Source organism: Psychroserpens algicola (assembly GCF_014526325.1).
GTDB lineage: Bacteria > Bacteroidota > Bacteroidia > Flavobacteriales > Flavobacteriaceae > Psychroserpens > Psychroserpens algicola.
Genome location: NZ_JACNMJ010000008.1, coordinates 45,461 through 61,614 on the forward strand (window position 1 = coordinate 45,461; position 16,154 = coordinate 61,614).

A 16,154-nucleotide genomic window follows, 5' to 3' on the forward strand; every position below is an offset into this window, starting at 1 on the left:
TTATAAATACTTTACCGGATTTGTATTTGTCGTTGATAAAACGACTGCAAAATTAGTGATTTTTTTTGAGAGATAGTCTACTAAAAAGTTTTTTGTGAATTGTTCGCTTTCATAATGACCAATATCTGCCAAAATAATAGTGTTTTCTGCGGAAAAAAAATCGTGGTATTTTAAGTCGGCCGTAATTAAAACATCCGCTCCAGCACGCTTAGCTGCTGAAATCGCGAAACTTCCTGAACCTCCAAGAACCGCAATTTTCTGTACTGATTTTTTTATGATTTTGGAATGTCTGATACATGATACATTCATTTTTTCTTTTACAAATTCAAAAAAAGCCTCTGTAGATTGCATTTTTTTTAGGTCTCCAACCATGCCAATGCCAATATTTTGATCGTAATTATCAAGTGTAGAAACTTCAAAAGCGACTTCTTCGTAAGGATGGTGTTCAAACAAGGTGCTTAATAATTTTGATTCTATATGCTTATTAAAAGTCATTGAAATTTGTACTTCTCCTTCTTCATGAAGTTCCCCTTTTTTTCCTAAAGTTGGATTTGAACTAGCATTGCCTCTGTAAGTACCAGTACCTTCAGTATTAAAACTACAATGGTCATAGTTGCCAATGTTTCCTGCGCCAGCTTTAAACAGTTGAGTTCTTAAAGTATTTGCATTTGCGATAGGAACATAGGTAGTTAGTTTTTTAATGGTTCCTTTTTGAGGTATTAAAATAGATTTGTTTTCTAAACCCAGAGTATTACATATGATATCATTAACTCCTTTTAGTGCATTGTCTAAAGCGGTATGGATTGCATAAATAGCAATATTGTTTTTAATAGCTTTTAAGACTGTACGCTCCACATAATTTTTTCCTGTAAGTGATTTTAACCCTTTGAAAATTATAGGATGAAAACTCACGATAAGATTGCAGTTATTTTCAATAGCTTCATCAACTATAGCTTCTAGAGTGTCTAAAGTAACCAGGACACCAGTTAGGTTTTCATTTTTATCACCAACGAGGAGTCCAACATTGTCAAAATCTTCAGCATAATCTAAAGGCGCTAATGCTTCTAAGTGGTTAATCACATCTTGAACTTTCATATTATTTATAGTGTTAGTTTAAAAACAAATATAAAATATTAACTTCGTTCTAATGAAGCTACTTAGAAAAATACTCTTTCCTATTGTTCCTATTTATTTTGGCATCACCTGGTTGCGAAATAAATTTTATAATCTGGGATGGATGTCATCAAGATCTTATGATTTTCCAATCATATGTGTTGGGAATTTGAGCACTGGTGGAACAGGAAAGACACCTACAATAGAATATTTGATTAGGGTATTGAAAGAAAAACATAAGGTAGCAACATTGAGTAGAGGTTATAAGCGTGAATCCTCTGGTTTTATTATTGCAGATGATAATGCAACTGCCAAAACTATTGGTGATGAACCTTTTCAGTTTTATAAAAAATTTGATGATGTTGTCGTTAGTGTTGATGCAAATCGCCAGCATGGAATTTCTCAACTCCTTAGTAAAGTACAGCCAGATGTTATCTTATTAGATGATGCTTTTCAGCATAGAAAAGTGAGAGCGGGTTTGAATATTCTCTTAACATCATATGGAAATTTATATGTTGATGATATCGTATTGCCTACAGGTGATTTGAGAGAGCCAAGGGCAGGAGCAAAGCGTGCTGATATGATCTTGGTTACTAAATGTCCGCAGTCGCTTTCAGTATCAGAAAAAGAACACATTAAAAATAAGCTTAAGCCATTGAGTCATCAGTCGGTGTACTTCAGTTCGATATTTTATTCTGAAGATGTATGTAATGAGCATGAACGCTTTCCCTTAACTCAGTTGAAAGATAAGCAAGTGACATTGGTTACGGGAATTGCTAATCCGCAACCGCTATTAGATTATTTAACAGCTAAGTCGATAGCTTTTGAACATTTAAAATATCAAGATCATCATAGCTTTTCAGTTTCAGAAATTGAGACTTTAAAACAGAAAGAAATTGTGTTAACTACAGAGAAGGATTATGTAAGGTTACGTGGTGAATTTTTATCTCAAACGTCTTCTATATACTATTTACCGATACGATTTCAAATAGATAATCATAATGCGTTTGAGCAACAAGTGACAGCATTTGTAGGTTCAAATTAAAATGACGCTGTTGAATTTTGGTTCTCGGCTAAGACTTCGTACAATTTCTTTTCAAAGTCTTCTTGCTTAAATGGTTTAGAGATAATATCATCAAACCCAGCTTCGTCAAATTCGTGCATTTTGTCTTCAAGCGTTACCGCAGTAAGTGCAAAAATGGTTAATTCTTTATCAAAGGTTCTAATAATCTTAGTGGCTTCTAATCCGCTAATTCCAGGCATATGAATGTCCATTAAAACGATTTTATATTCGTTTTGTTTAACTTTCTCTACGGCTGCTTCACCATTGTCTACGATATCACATTCCAGATTCATTTTATTGAGAATCTTTTTAGTGATCATTTGATTAATCTTGTTGTCTTCGACAATTAAGATTTTAATGTTGCTAATGTCCAATTTGCTAATGTTTTTAGAATAATCTTCTTTTTTGATTTCAACAGTTTCTGGAGCGTAGGTTAATGGAATTTCGAAGAAGAATGTTGTGCCTTTTCCGAGTTCACTTTTGAGGTAGATTTTTCCTTTTAATATTTCAATAAGACCTTTTACGATAGACAAGCCAAGACCTGTTCCTCCGTATTTCCTATTGATTTGAATAGAGCCTTGGGAGAAGCTCTCAAACATATTGTCTTGTTTTTCTTTAGATATACCTATACCATTATCTTCAATTTCAAAGCGAAGAATATGGTCGTTGTTATTTTTTGAAATGCTATACACTCTTACCCATATATCACCATCTTTTGTAAACTTAATCGAGTTGCCAATGAGGTTGATGAGGATTTGAGAAATTTTTAGATTATCACCAATAAAGGTTTCTGGAAGTCCTTTTTCATAATCATAATGCATTTGAATGTTATTGTCTAAGGCCGAATTATTTAAGGCAGAACATACATTTTCAACCTTGGTTTTAAGGTTAAATAATACAGGATCCAATTCTACTTTATTAGCTTCAATTTTATTAATTTGAAGAATATCGTTTATAAATGTCAATAGATAATCACCTGAAAACTTAAGAGACTTTAGATGTGGAATTTGCTCAGGATTGGGCTTTTCTTCTAATAGCATATTGGTTAAACCAGTAACGGCATACAGTGGTGTTCTTAACTCGTGAGTTACTGTCGAAAGGAAGTTAGCCTTAGTTTTTGATGCCAGTTCGGCACGTTTCATTGCTTCAATTAAATCGTCATTCTTTTCTTGAAGCATATTATTAGATTTTAATCTAATATTATTGTTTTTATAAAGCGATAAGGTGAGTAAAGATAAAATCGTAATTAAGGCAATACTTAATATGGTAGTGATTTTTGCCAGGTTGCTATCCGATTCTTGTTCTTCAACTTTCGTTTTGAGTTTTTGAAATTCAGCAGCATTGTACGTATCTATATACTCTGCGCGTTTTTCTGGTGATAAATTTGCTCTTTGAATATTTAAAATTGAATCTGTTAAATGAACATGCTTTTCAAGATACTGATGTGCTAATTCAAAGTTTTTATCATTTTCATAAATTTTGCTTAATGTGAGTAAGCCTTCATTAATATTTTCAATTTGTTCATTAGCTTGAGCAATGTCTAAACCTTCGTTAGTTAAATTGATTCCTTGTTGATTATTTCCAAGTTTATCTAAGGCTTTACCACTAAAAATTAATGCACTGGCTAAAATATCATTCTGATTATTTTTTTTAGCAGAAACAATCGTTTTTTCTAACAATGATTTTGCTTGTTTATAATCTTTTAACTTTAAATATATTTTGGCTTGATTAAGTGTAACTTCTGGAATATTGATTTCTAAATCCTCTTCTTCAAATAAAGTTTTAGCCGATCTTAGATAACCTAATGCATCTTTATATTCTTTCATACTAGCATGAAGTACACCCTTGATACTATAGGTAATCGCTAGATTTGGTTTGTCATCTAGTTCTCGTTGAATTTCTGCTGCTTTGGTAAGTGATATTAAAGCTTTATCAAACTCATTAACGGTAAATTGAAGTTTTCCAATTTTGGTATGGATAATACCTTGACTTTTCTGATCTTCTATACTAATAGCAAGTTCTAAAGCATTTTCTAGATTGTCTTTTGCATTAAAATAATCACCTCGTTCCCTATCATAATCTGATTTGGTTATGGTGTTTTGAATACGCATTTTTAGCACTTCTATATCCTCATTTTCATTGGTTTGAGCAGATAGAGCACATGAAAAAAACATCAAAAAAGCAACTATGTAGTATTTGGTTTGGGACATATTTGGCCACTTTCATTTGGACAAATATAAATATTTATTCGATAAAAGACACTATTTCATCGATAAATTGCAAATTAAATCTAAAATTCTACTAGAATATCCTGTTTCATTATCATACCAGCCTACTATTTTTATCATATTTCCGATTACAGAAGTCATCTGCGCATCAAATATGCAGGAATGAGAATTTCCAACAATATCTATAGATACTATTGGGTCTTCGGTATATTGTAGAATCGCTTTTAAATGTGTTTCTGCGGCTGTCTTGAACGCAAGATTGATATCATCTATAGTAACCGTTTTTTCAACATTAAACGTGATATCAGTTAATGAGCCATTAGCTACAGGAACCCTAATGCCACAGCCTCCTATAACATCGGATAGTTTTGGAAAAATTTTAGTCAATGCTTTTGCTGCTCCTGTTGTTGTAGGAACTATAGATTGACCTGCTGCTCTGGCACGGCGTAAATCTTTATGAGGCTGATCGTGTAAGCTTTGATCAGTAGTGTATGAATGTACTGTTGTAATATATGCTTGTTTTACGCCACAAAGTTCATTGATTACCGAAATCATCGGTGCTGCATTATTAGTAGTACAAGATGCATTAGAAATAATAAGTTCATCTCCAGAAATTTCATGATCATTTACACCAAGCACTACAGTTTTTATATCATCTTCAACTGGAGGTACTGATAAAATGACACGCTTGGCACCATTATTAATGTGGTGGATGAGGTCTTCAGACGTTTTAAACTTTCCAGTAGATTCAATAACAAAGTCTACGTTAAATGGTGACCAATCTATAAGTTTTGGATGATTAGAATTGAGCAAAGGTATCGCTCTTCCACTAAGCACTATATCATGTTGAGTATACGAAATATCTTGTTTCGAAACACCATGGATACTATCATATTTAAGTAAATGACTTAATGTTTTAGCATCGGCGAGATCATTGATGGCAACAACTTGGATGTCTTCTCGGTCTTGAATAAGTCTAAACACACGACGCCCAATACGACCAAAGCCATTAATAGCAACACGAATCATTAATTAATATGTTTTTGAGCTTTGTAAGACGATCTCACCAAAGCACTACTTTCAACATGACGAAATCCGAGATCGAGACCTATTTGTTTGTATTCCTCAAACTGATCGGGAGTGATAAATTGTTTAACAGGTAAGTGTTTTTTACTTGGCTGCAAATATTGTCCGATAGTCACCACATCCACATCATTAGCTTTGAGGTCGTGTAAAGTTTCAATAACTTCTTCACGGGTTTCACCTAAGCCAAGCATAATTCCAGATTTTGTTCGACGTTGTCCTTGTTGTTTTAGGTATTTTAAAACGCCTAGACTTCTTTCATATTTTGCTTGAATACGAACTTCACGAGTTAAACGCTTTACAGTTTCAATATTATGCGATACCACTTCTGGAGCAACTTCTATGATTCGGTCAATATGCTTTTCAATACCTTGAAAGTCAGGAATAAGTGTTTCTAAAGTCGTTTCAGAATTCATACGTCTAACGGCTTTAACAGTTTCACTCCACATAATACTTCCCATGTCTTTAAGGTCATCTCGATCAACACTTGTCAATACAGCATGTTTGATTTGCATAATTTTAATAGAACGCGCCACTTTTTCAGGTTCGTCCCAATCAACCGTTTCTGGTCTGCCTGTTTTAACACCACAAAACCCACATGAACGCGTGCAAACATTTCCTAATATCATAAATGTAGCGGTGCCTTCTCCCCAACATTCACCCATGTTTGGGCAACTTCCCGAAGTACAAATTGTATTTAATTTATACTTATCGACAAGACCTCTTAATTCGGTATATTTTTTACCTGTAGGTAATTTTACACGAAGCCATTTTGGTTTTGGTTCCCGAATGGCTGTTGATTTTGATGCAATGTTTGTATCCATGTATTGTATTTATGGATTGCAAAGATACGAAGTAAATTATTAATGAAATGTTATAAAATGCTCAGATACCATAGGCCAAAACCAATTAAAAATACAATGCCTATCCAGCTTAAAACGTGAAGCTTTTTAGAAGGTCGCCAGGCCTTTGGTGTATGGTGACTACTAATTAGTTTATAATTGATTATGGCATAAAAAGGAGCCGTTAAAAATGACAAAATCGTTGCAATTTTAATGAGTAATCCCATTTCAGATTTGAAGAAAAAGAAAATGAGTATAGATCCTAGAATTAAAAGCAAAATCCAGAACAGGTAACTTCGCTTTATAATATTGCCAAAGAGAAGACTGGTGGTTTTAGCCATAGCTCTCGGTGAAGCATCTAGTGTTGTTAAAGTTGTACTAAACATGGTTGTAAATGCTGCAATACCAATAATAATATAAGACCAGTCTCCCAAACTTTTGGTGTACATGGAAATTAGCTGATTTGAAAACTCTCCAGCTTTTCCACTAAAGTTACTTCCACTTTGAAACATGACTAATGCACCTAAAGCTAAAAAGCCTAAACCTAAAATAATTGTCGCTAGATAACCAACGTTGAAATCAAAAAGTGATGATTTTACTGAATATTCTTGTTCTGTTTTTTTCTTTTCTATAGCCCAAAGTGAGTGCCAGATTGATATATCTAAAGGTGCAGGCATCCAACCCATAAAAGCAATTAAGAACCCAAATTCTAGAGCATTAGGAAACACTTGTTGTAAAGATATACTTTGTGTTGCGCCTTGAAATGCAAAATAAACAGCTACGATGGTACTAATGGTCAGTGTTATGATGATAATCTTCATGAGTCGATCTAAAAAGTTGTATTTGCCTATAGTTAAAATAATAAAGCAAACACTTAAAATGATAACAGTCCAGATTTCTGTTGAAATAAAATTTCCGAAGATTGTCGATGCCAATCCTGCAGTGACAATAGTTACAGCAGTTTGTATGGTAAACATCGTTGCAAAACTCAATATAAAGTAAGTTATTAAAACACCTTTACCTAACTTTTTGTAACCATCCAGTAGAGTTTCACCTGTAGCCATGGCATAACGGGGTCCGAATTGAAAAAAAGGATACTTAAAAATGTTGACCAAAAGTAAGGCCCAAATGAGTCCAAAACCAAAATCCGCACCAGCTCTTGTTGATTGAACCAAATGAGATACGCCAATAGCAGCACCTGCAAATAGTAATCCTGGACCTATTTTTTTAAAACTTAAAGCCATTATTCTTTTTTAATAATCTCAGCCAGTAATTTTTTTGCTCTTAACAGTTTCACCTTAACATTGTTCATGGGTTCATTTAAATGTTCGGAAATTTCCTTATAGCTTAATTCTTGAAAATATCTTAGATTAATGACTTCCTGATAATGTGGTTTTAGTTTTTTTATGTCTCGTAGTAATTTCGCTAAGTTTTGTTCAGTAATCAATTTATCTTCAGGTGAAGGAGATGCATCTATAATAGTAAAGTAATCATCTTCTTCGTCACTGTTTGACCGGCTTGTGATTGTAGATTTTTGCTTTCTAACTAAATCAATATGAATGTTTTTTGAAATAGTAAATAACCATGTTTTAAACTCGTAGGTATCCTTATAAGTATGAATTTTGTCAAAAGCTTTTGAAAAAGTTTGAATGGTAATGTCTTCAGCATCATTTTCATTTTCGGTACGCTTAAGTTGAAACCCATAAACAGGATTCCAGAAGGTGTCTAATAGAAAGTTGAACGCAATTTGATCATTCTTTTTGGCTCTTTCTATCGCGTCTTTTACTTCCAATGGTGAGGTTTTGATATGAGATTTTTTATAAATATAAAGAATTGAAAAGTAATTAATAAAATTTCTAAAAGCGGAAGAAAAAATAATAATCTATTCTCATTGAGTTTTTTTGATATCAAAAGGAGTGTAACGTACTGAACAATAAATCGAATAGCCACTAAAGCGATTACAATTTTCCATTGAAATGTAAGTAGTGATAGTACAATTGCTAGCGTCCAAAATAAAACTTGTGACAAGTAAAAAAGCGCTAATAAAAACTTATGTAGCGGTTTGTAATGATTTGCAGAACTAATATGTCTTCGTTTTTGAAGTATCCAAGATTTGAATGTCGTTTTTGGTATAGACTCTGTAAAACTATCTTTAGAAACACATAAAACTACATTAGATGTTGTAGCTACTTGATTAACAAAGAGATCATCATCACCTGACATGATATTCATGTGGTTCATAAAACCATTAGCTTCAAAAAACTGAGCTTTTTTATATGCAAGGTTTCTTCCTACAGCCATATAAGGTAGGCCTAATTTAGCATATGACAGATATTGAACAGCTGTCATGAAAGTTTCAAATCGTATAAGTAAGTTGAGTAAAGAACCTTTAATTTTTTTATAAGGTCCATAACCAATAACAATTGATTTGGTAGTGCTAAACCGATTGGTCATTTCTGAAATCCACCGATTAGAAAGCGGCTTACAGTCGGCATCAGTAAATAATAAAAACTCATGAGTTGCCGCTTTGATACCGAGGGTTAACGCATATTTTTTATTGCCCCAAAATTTTTCAACAGGCTTAACATCAACAATTTTGATATTGTTATGCTGCGTTTTGAAGCCTTCCATAACCTCCAAGCTGTTATCTGAAGAATTATCATTGATAAGAACCAATTCAAACAACTTGTGGTTTTGATTTAAAATAAGTGGAATATTTTCCTTTAAATTGTCGGCTTCGTTTTTTGCGCAGATAATGACTGAAACACCAATGTTTTTTTCTGAAGGTATTACAGGGGTATGAGCTGCAAAACTTCCAAAGATAATTCCGTAATAAATAAGTTGAATCGCTACAATGGCAATGAAGCTGTAGAAGAGAATTTCAAAAATCAGCATCAACAATTATGAGTGTTGCGGTTCGTTGCAATTTTCAAATTGATCAGGAGTCTTTCCACAAAATCCACATGCGTCGCCATTTTTGTTAAGCATTGGGTTTTGACTAGCGCAAGTACCAGCAAACTCTCCGTCTTTTTTTGCCCATAATTTTATAGCTATACCAGCTACGGCTAAGCCTAAAAGTAATAATGTAATAAGAATAAGTTTCATTTGCTTTAGGAAATCATTTATTTAAAAGCTGTTACATCTATGATTAATGTCATTGGTTTAATGCCCAAGATGCTCCAGAGTAATTAATTTATGCAAAGGTAAAGATTTTGAATCTTTTATGATAAATAAAGATCATAGTAATATGCTTTAATTTAAATGAATTGTGACTTATCGATTGGTTTAAGTGTCTAAAAGTTAATAATTTAAATTTTTTACTAACTAATATTAATCATTATGAAAAAATTATTAGCAGAGTTCTTCGGAACATTTTGGCTTGTGTTTGGAGGATGTGGTAGTGCGGTTTTTGCAGCTGCTTTTCCAGAATTAGGAATCGGTTTTGTAGGTGTTTCTTTGGCGTTTGGTTTAACAGTATTAACTATGGCTTATGCCGTTGGTCATGTTTCGGGAGCACATTTTAATCCTGCAGTGTCTTTTGGTCTATGGGCTGGAGGAAAATTTCCTGCCAAGGATCTTATAGGTTATATCATTGCTCAAGTTATAGGAGCTTGTGTTGCAGCTGGAGCATTGTATTTGATTTTAACTGGAAAATCTGATTTTGTAGACATTGGAAGTTTTGCTGCAAATGGTTATGGTGAATTATCACCAGGAGGTTATAGTATGATGGCTGTACTCATTACTGAGTTTATTTTAACTATATTTTTCTTACTTATTATTTTGGGAAGTACATATCCAAAAGCTCCAAAAGGTTTTGCCGGAATTGCTATTGGTTTGGCTTTAACTTTAATACACTTAATCAGTATTCCGATATCTAATACTTCAGTGAATCCTGCGCGTTCTACAAGTCAGGCTCTTTTTGCTGGAGGTGAGTTTACAGCCCAATTGTGGTTGTTTTGGTTAGCTCCAATTGCAGGTGCTATTGTAGCTGGATTTATTCATAAAGCATTTTTTGATAAAGACTAACTTTGATGCATAAAAAAAGAAAAGCCACTTTTATTAAAAGTGGCTTTTTATTTTTATTCAGGTGATGCTTAATTGTTTTTACCTTTTAAAGCAATTTCTGCAACAGCATTATCTGCATTTTTAGTGTCCTCTTTAGGTCCAATTGTAAGGCTTATGCCTAAAGCATCTTCCATATAAGGTAAAGATTGCATGTTTTTTTCAGATGGATCAATAATACCAAGGCTAACAAAATGGTCTGCCATTTCTGCCCATACATGTACAAATTGATCTTCAGATAATTGAGGTAAAGAGACCACATCAATCATAGATGTTTTTTCAACAGCATTAATATAAGCTACTGTTTTTAATTCTTTTGCTCTTTCGTTACCTCTTAAGACATACTTTTCTGTTTCAGGGTTATTGAGTTTTAAAAATTGACGCATTAAATTGTCAAGTTTTGCATTGTTGTTCTCAATATCATCTCTTAAGTCAAAAATCTCTTCAACTACGACTTGATTTTCTTGAAGTAAAGCTTTGTTTTCTTCATTTTTCATGTAGTATCCACCAGCAAATAATAGCGCTACAATACTTGCAGCAATACTATACCAAGGTGTTCTTCGCTTAGATGTCTCTAAGGTAATCACAGGTGTTTCTTCCTCTTCTAATTCATTTTTAATTTGATCTAAAATGAATTTAGGAGCTTCAACAGCATCAGCTTTAGCTAATATATGAAGGTTATCTTGTAACCTTAAATACTCGCTTTCCACTTCTGGATAGGTCTCAATGTAATGTTCTACTTTCAGGCTTTCTGAAGCAGAAGTTTCATCTAGTATATACTTGTCAAGTAAACCAGATTGAAAAAAAGTATGTAATTTTTTTTCCATTTTTAATTTATTTCTGGATCATAGACCTTTTTAAGTTCTCGTAATCCTATTTTTAATCTGGACTTAATTGTACCTAACGGAATGTCTAGTTCTTCACTTGCTTCTTGTTGGGTCATTCCCTCGAAAAACAATGCTTTCAAGACTATTTGATACTTTTCGTCCAATCTTGCAACATGCTCCTTTAAATCCAAAACATCTTGGTTTAAACTTGCTGTCGGTAAGATATATACGTTAGATTTGTCAATTTGGACTTCTTTTTCAAATCTATTATTAAAACTTCTTAGTTTATCAATGGCTGTATTTTTAGCAATTCGAAACAGCCAGGTAAATAATTTGGCTTTTTTAGCATCGTATTTTTTTGCGTTTTTCCAAACTTTGACAAAAGTTTCCTGGAGTGCATCTTGAGCTAATTCTTCATTGATAGTCACTTTTAAAATAACTCCATAGAGACTGTCTGCATAATTTTCATAAAGAAGATTTAATGCTTTTTTGTCGCCTTTCGCTAGTAAGTCGACGATTTGTTGTTCTAAAGAATTGCTCAAAAGCTTGTAATTAAATATTTATTTAAAAAAAAATGAATTTTAAAACGTCTAAAAATAACTTTCATACGTATATAAGATTAAGATAGTAAAATTAGTAAAATAATACTAAAACGGAATTTATTCCGATAACATATAATTTCTGTGGAATAGAATTTTTTCTTCCTTGATAGAAAAATTGATTAATAGCATTTTCAAAAAACTATTCTGTAGTGAACATTAGCCTCATTAATTTGAGGCTTTTTTTTACATTATATTGACTTCAGCTTCTATATTAATATCAAAAATACGCGCTATAGTTTTTTGAATAAGTTGGGAAAGTGCTAAAATTTCTGTGCCTTTTGCTTCACCATAATTCACCAATACTAAGGCTTGTTTTTTATGTACTCCATAAGTGCCAAAGGTTTTTCCTTTAAAACCAGCCTGTTCTATAAGCCATCCTGCAGGAACTTTTACTTCAGTGTCAGAAACTTTATACGATGGTATTTCAGGGAAGTTTTCTTGTAATTTCAGAAATGAAGCTTTGGATATAATGGGGTTTTTAAAAAAGCTTCCAGAATTACCAATCTCTTTTGGATCAGGAAGTTTGCTCTGGCGAATGGATATTACCGCTTTAGACACATCCTGAATGGTAGGTTGCTGGACCTTCATGTGTTCCAATTCAGAAGAAATAGCACCATAATTGGTGTGTAAATCATGATTTTTAACACTGAGTCTAAAGACTACGCTTGTAATAATATAGTGTCCTTTAGCTTCTTGTTTAAAAATAGAATTTCGGTAGCCAAACTTACATTCAGAATTTGTAAAGGTTTTTAATTCTAAGGTTTTGAGATTTAAAGCCTTGCATGAATGAAAAGTGTCTTTTAATTCGACACCATAAGCACCAATATTTTGTATGGGGCTAGTACCAACATTTCCAGGAATTAGTGATAAGTTTTCTAATCCTCCAAAATCCTTGTCTAAGGTCCAAAGCACAAACTCATGCCAGTTTTCTCCAGCTTGGCTTTCAACATAAACTTCGGTATCTGTTTTATTCAGTATTTGCTTACCTTTTAAGTTTAAATGTATAACTAAAGCGTCTATGTTCTTAGTTAATAGCATATTGCTTCCGCCGCCTAGTATGAGTTTTTGCGGAAATTCTTCTGAAGAAAAAATTGCTTTCAAGTCTTCTACAGAGCTTACTGATACAAAATGCTTAGCACTAACATCAATACCAAAAGTATTGTAAGTTTTTAAGGATATGTCGTTTTGAATTTGCACTAGTCTTTATATACTTTTAAAGCTTCCTTTAAAATATTAACTGCCTTTTTTAAACTGTCGGTATTTAAGACATAGGCAATTCGAATTTGGTTCAAACCTACTCCCGGAGAACTATAAAAACCTGCGGCAGGTGCAACCATTACTGTTTCACCATCAATATCAAACGATTCTAGTAACCATTGAGCAAATGCGTCTGAGTTTTTAATAGGAAGTTGTGCAATACAGTAAAACGCACCATTAGGATTAGCTACTTGCACGCCTTCTATTTTATTAAGTTCTTCAATAAGGACATTTCTACGCTCAACATATTCTTCAATTACATCATCAAAATAACTTTGCGGTGTTTCTAAGGCAGCTTCACTTGCAATTTGGGCTAAGGTAGGTGGACTCAACCGCGCTTGAGCAAACTTTAAAGCTGTTTGTATAATGGTTTTATTTTTAGATACTAAACATCCAATTCTTGCGCCACACATGCTGTAGCGTTTTGATACCGAGTCAATTATAATAGCGTAGTCCTCTAAACCTTCTTCTTGAAGAATGGAATAGTGTGTTGCACCATCATAGGCAAATTCACGGTATACTTCGTCTGCGATTAAGAATAAATCATGTTTTTTTACAATGGCAGCAAGTTGCTTAATTTCTTCTTTAGAATAGAGGTAACCAGTAGGATTTCCTGGGTTACATATGAGAATAGCTTTAGTTTTTGGAGTAATTAATTTTTCAAATTCTTCAATTGGAGGTAAAGCAAAATTATCTTCAATTTTAGAGATTACAGGAACAACCTTAACGCCAGAAGCCGTAGAGAATCCGTTATAATTGGCATAAAAAGGTTCAGGAATGATAACTTCATCGTCAGTATCCATAATAGTTCCGAAGGCAAACAATAAGGCTTCGCTACCACCAGTAGTTACTATAATATCATCGTGTTTTACATGAATATCATTTTTAGCATAATAATTTGCAATTTTTTCTCTGTAACCTTCAGAACCTTCTGAACGTGTATATGCTAAAATATCTAAAGAGTGAATCTTAACAGCTTCTAAGGCTATTTGAGGTGTTTTGATGTCGGGCTGACCTATATTTAAATGGTAAACCGTTTTTCCTTGTTTGTAAGCCTTTTCAGCATAAGGAACCAGTTTACGTATTGGAGATTCTGGCATAGAAGCTCCTTTCTTAGAAATTGTTGGCATGTTTGAAAGTTTAGAGTGTAAAGTTCTGAAAATTATCTTAAATTTTATTTAAAAGTTAGTGTTAAAAACTTAACATAGAGCAAAGATTCGTAACTTGTTACTAATGCTTATGGTTTTATCCAAAAAAATACTCATTGTTATCCTGCTAACTGTAGTTTGTTTCTTTCCGTTATATGGACAAGGAGACTTCAACTTGCCAAGACATAATAACGATAAAATCAGATTTCAACTTATTAATAATCTCATTGTTGTTCCTATTGAAATCAACGGCGTAGAGTTATCATTTATTCTAGATTCAGGAGTTAGTAAGCCTATTTTATTTAATATAACCAATACTGATTCGCTTCAAATAAAAAATGTAGAGACCATTTTCCTGAGAGGTTTAGGCGAAGGTGGAGAGCCGATTGAAGCATTGAGATCCAGAAATAATTTTTTCAAAATAGGAAATGCCATCAATATCAATCAGGATATTTTTGTGGTTTTTGACAATTCTATAAATTTCACTAATCGACTTGGCATCAATGTTCACGGTATCATTGGTTATGACCTTTTTAAAAATTTCGTGATTGAAATTAATTATATAAACAAATTTATCAGACTCTATAAACCCGAAAAATACGTTTATAAGAAATGTAAAAAATGTGAAGTATTTAACCTTACACTTTATAACAATAAACCTTACATAGAAACTGCGGTAAAAGTAGACTCATTGTTGTTGCCAATTAAACTGTTAATTGATACTGGTAGTAGTGATGCTCTCTGGCTTTTTGAAGATGAGTCACTTGGTTTAGAGCCTTTAAATAATATGTATTTTGATGATTTTATTGGTAAAGGTTTGAGTGGAAATGTCTACGGAAAACGCTCTAAAGTGAAACTGTTTAAATTAAAAAGTTTTGAGTTGGAAGATGTTAATGTAGCTTTTCCAGACTCATCATCGATTAGTACAGCAAGACGAATTAAAGGCAGAAATGGCAGCGTTTCTGGAGAAATTTTAAAACGATTTAATCTTATTGTAGATTATAAGAATGCTAAAATAACCCTAAAGAAGAATAGTAATTTTAGAACACCTTTTTATTACAATAGAAGTGGAATAGTTTTAGAACAAACCGGATCGCGAGTTGTTAAAGAAAAAGAGGATAGAGGCCGAGTTGGTTATGGAAATACCAATGACAATGAAACAAAAATTGAATTGAGTACTTACTATAAGTATACCTTAAAACCTGCATATTCTATAGTAGAGTTGCGCAAAGGTTCTCCTGCAGAAAAAGCCGGATTAAAAATTGGTGATGAAATTATATCTATCAACGGAAAGAAATCCCATGAACTCAAACTGCAGCGAATTATGGAATATTTTAAAAACGACATAGGCAAACTCATTCGGATGAAAATTGAAAGAGACGGAGAAGTCTTACCCTTTGAGTTTAGGCTTGAAGATGTGTTTAAACAAAAAGAACTCCCTAATTAAATAGAGAGTTCTTTGTATAAGTCAATTACGCTAGAGTTATTATTGCTCCATAACGCTTTTATCTTTCTTTTCTAAAACACTTGTTTTACTTGGGTCAATTACTAAACCTTTAATTTTAAGTGCTACAGTTGGTGTATCTGCATTTGATGTTACAGTAATGGTTTTTCTAATAGGATTAACTCTATTAGTGTCATACTTTACTTCAATTTCTCCAGTTTCACCAGGTAGAATAGGCCCTTTAGGTTTTTTTGGAACTGTACATCCGCAAGTAGACTTAACGTTAGATATGATAAGAGGAGCGTTTCCTGTATTTGTAAATTCAAATACTCTAACACCATCTGCACCTTTTTCAATGGTTCCGTAATCAATAACATCTGTTTTAAATTCAATTTTCGCTACTTTTTCCTGGGCATAAGCTCCAATACTTAAGAATGCTACACATAAAATTACTACTAAATTTTTCATCATTTTAATTTTAAATT

Annotated in this window: 16 protein-coding genes; 3 read left to right on the forward strand and 13 right to left on the reverse strand. The window is 32.9% G+C overall.

Features of this window, described 5'->3' with window-relative positions:
- Entirely contained in the window at positions 1-1,095 is a 1,095-nt protein-coding gene (locus H7350_RS15025) for a Nif3-like dinuclear metal center hexameric protein (RefSeq protein WP_204346750.1), read from the reverse strand.
- 52 nt (positions 1,096-1,147) lie between these two features.
- On the opposite strand from H7350_RS15025, the gene lpxK reads away from it, so the two are divergent.
- The gene (gene lpxK, locus H7350_RS15030; protein WP_204346751.1) at positions 1,148-2,158 is read left to right on the forward strand and encodes a tetraacyldisaccharide 4'-kinase; all 1,011 of its coding nucleotides are present in this window, start codon (positions 1,148-1,150) and stop codon (positions 2,156-2,158) included.
- Here the strand turns inward: lpxK and H7350_RS15035 are convergent.
- Genes H7350_RS15035 through H7350_RS15065 form a run of 7 tightly spaced genes read right to left on the reverse strand, consistent with a single transcriptional unit; the run spans position 2,155 to position 9,434 of the window.
- On the reverse strand, positions 2,155-4,386 hold the full coding sequence (locus H7350_RS15035) for an ATP-binding protein (RefSeq protein ID WP_235989365.1): 2,232 nt from the start codon (positions 4,384-4,386) through the stop codon (positions 2,155-2,157). The two genes, lpxK and H7350_RS15035, sit on opposite strands and share 4 nt — an antisense overlap.
- A 51-nt stretch (positions 4,387-4,437) precedes the next feature.
- Positions 4,438-5,433: a type I glyceraldehyde-3-phosphate dehydrogenase gene (gene gap, locus H7350_RS15040; RefSeq protein WP_204346752.1), complete on the reverse strand. Its 996-nt coding sequence runs from the start codon at positions 5,431-5,433 to the stop codon at positions 4,438-4,440.
- Positions 5,433-6,311, reverse strand: coding sequence for a lipoyl synthase (lipA, locus tag H7350_RS15045; protein WP_204346753.1), 879 nt, complete (start codon positions 6,309-6,311; stop codon positions 5,433-5,435). Before lipA ends, gap begins: the two co-directional genes overlap by 1 nt.
- A gap of 50 nt (positions 6,312-6,361) precedes the next feature.
- Positions 6,362-7,573, reverse strand: a complete 1,212-nt coding sequence (locus tag H7350_RS15050) for an Nramp family divalent metal transporter (RefSeq protein WP_204346754.1) — start codon at positions 7,571-7,573, stop codon at positions 6,362-6,364.
- A complete protein-coding gene (locus tag H7350_RS15055; RefSeq protein ID WP_204346755.1) occupies positions 7,573-8,121 on the reverse strand; it encodes an RNA polymerase sigma factor in 549 nt (182 codons plus the stop codon). The genes H7350_RS15050 and H7350_RS15055 overlap by 1 nt, the downstream gene beginning before the upstream one ends.
- Positions 8,112-9,224, reverse strand: coding sequence for a glycosyltransferase (locus H7350_RS15060; RefSeq protein ID WP_204346756.1), 1,113 nt, complete (start codon positions 9,222-9,224; stop codon positions 8,112-8,114). The genes H7350_RS15055 and H7350_RS15060 overlap by 10 nt, the downstream gene beginning before the upstream one ends.
- A 6-nt stretch (positions 9,225-9,230) precedes the next feature.
- Positions 9,231-9,434, reverse strand: a complete 204-nt coding sequence (locus tag H7350_RS15065) for a membrane or secreted protein (protein ID WP_204346757.1) — start codon at positions 9,432-9,434, stop codon at positions 9,231-9,233.
- 234 nt (positions 9,435-9,668) lie between these two features.
- Here H7350_RS15065 and aqpZ point away from each other — a divergent pair, with 234 nt between their 5' ends.
- Entirely contained in the window at positions 9,669-10,355 is a 687-nt protein-coding gene (gene aqpZ, locus H7350_RS15070) for an aquaporin Z (RefSeq protein WP_204346758.1), read from the forward strand.
- A gap of 68 nt (positions 10,356-10,423) precedes the next feature.
- Here the strand turns inward: aqpZ and H7350_RS15075 are convergent, their stop codons facing one another.
- From H7350_RS15075 to H7350_RS15090, 4 genes are all read right to left on the reverse strand, one after another.
- Complete coding sequence (locus H7350_RS15075) at positions 10,424-11,218, reverse strand: anti-sigma factor (protein WP_204346759.1); 795 nt, start codon at positions 11,216-11,218, stop codon at positions 10,424-10,426.
- A gap of 2 nt (positions 11,219-11,220) precedes the next feature.
- Complete coding sequence (locus H7350_RS15080) at positions 11,221-11,760, reverse strand: RNA polymerase sigma factor (RefSeq protein WP_204346760.1); 540 nt, start codon at positions 11,758-11,760, stop codon at positions 11,221-11,223.
- A 243-nt stretch (positions 11,761-12,003) separates the two neighbouring features.
- Complete coding sequence (murB, locus tag H7350_RS15085) at positions 12,004-13,017, reverse strand: UDP-N-acetylmuramate dehydrogenase (protein ID WP_204346761.1); 1,014 nt, start codon at positions 13,015-13,017, stop codon at positions 12,004-12,006.
- A complete protein-coding gene (locus tag H7350_RS15090) occupies positions 13,017-14,207 on the reverse strand; it encodes a pyridoxal phosphate-dependent aminotransferase (RefSeq protein ID WP_204346762.1) in 1,191 nt (396 codons plus the stop codon). The genes murB and H7350_RS15090 overlap by 1 nt, the downstream gene beginning before the upstream one ends.
- A 109-nt stretch (positions 14,208-14,316) precedes the next feature.
- On the opposite strand from H7350_RS15090, the gene H7350_RS15095 reads away from it, so the two are divergent.
- Entirely contained in the window at positions 14,317-15,672 is a 1,356-nt protein-coding gene (locus H7350_RS15095; protein WP_204346763.1) for an aspartyl protease family protein, read from the forward strand.
- A gap of 39 nt (positions 15,673-15,711) precedes the next feature.
- Here the strand turns inward: H7350_RS15095 and H7350_RS15100 are convergent, their stop codons facing one another.
- A complete protein-coding gene (locus H7350_RS15100; protein WP_204346764.1) occupies positions 15,712-16,137 on the reverse strand; it encodes a DUF1573 domain-containing protein in 426 nt (141 codons plus the stop codon).
- Positions 16,138-16,154 lie beyond the last annotated feature (17 nt).

Coding starts and splice junctions, on each gene's coding strand:
- aqpZ (WP_204346758.1), top strand. CDS start 9,669: ATGAAAAAATTATTAGCAGAGTTCTTCGGAACATTTTGGCTTGTGTTT.
- H7350_RS15065 (WP_204346757.1), bottom strand. CDS start 9,434: ATGAAACTTATTCTTATTACATTATTACTTTTAGGCTTAGCCGTAGCT.
- H7350_RS15035 (WP_235989365.1), bottom strand. CDS start 4,386: ATGTCCCAAACCAAATACTACATAGTTGCTTTTTTGATGTTTTTTTCA.
- H7350_RS15075 (WP_204346759.1), bottom strand. CDS start 11,218: ATGGAAAAAAAATTACATACTTTTTTTCAATCTGGTTTACTTGACAAG.
- H7350_RS15025 (WP_204346750.1), bottom strand. CDS start 1,095: ATGAAAGTTCAAGATGTGATTAACCACTTAGAAGCATTAGCGCCTTTA.
- H7350_RS15050 (WP_204346754.1), bottom strand. CDS start 7,573: ATGGCTTTAAGTTTTAAAAAAATAGGTCCAGGATTACTATTTGCAGGT.
- lipA (WP_204346753.1), bottom strand. CDS start 6,311: ATGGATACAAACATTGCATCAAAATCAACAGCCATTCGGGAACCAAAA.
- lpxK (WP_204346751.1), top strand. CDS start 1,148: ATGAAGCTACTTAGAAAAATACTCTTTCCTATTGTTCCTATTTATTTT.
- H7350_RS15090 (WP_204346762.1), bottom strand. CDS start 14,207: ATGCCAACAATTTCTAAGAAAGGAGCTTCTATGCCAGAATCTCCAATA.
- H7350_RS15060 (WP_204346756.1), bottom strand. CDS start 9,224: ATGCTGATTTTTGAAATTCTCTTCTACAGCTTCATTGCCATTGTAGCG.
- H7350_RS15095 (WP_204346763.1), top strand. CDS start 14,317: ATGGTTTTATCCAAAAAAATACTCATTGTTATCCTGCTAACTGTAGTT.
- H7350_RS15100 (WP_204346764.1), bottom strand. CDS start 16,137: ATGAAAAATTTAGTAGTAATTTTATGTGTAGCATTCTTAAGTATTGGA.
- gap (WP_204346752.1), bottom strand. CDS start 5,433: ATGATTCGTGTTGCTATTAATGGCTTTGGTCGTATTGGGCGTCGTGTG.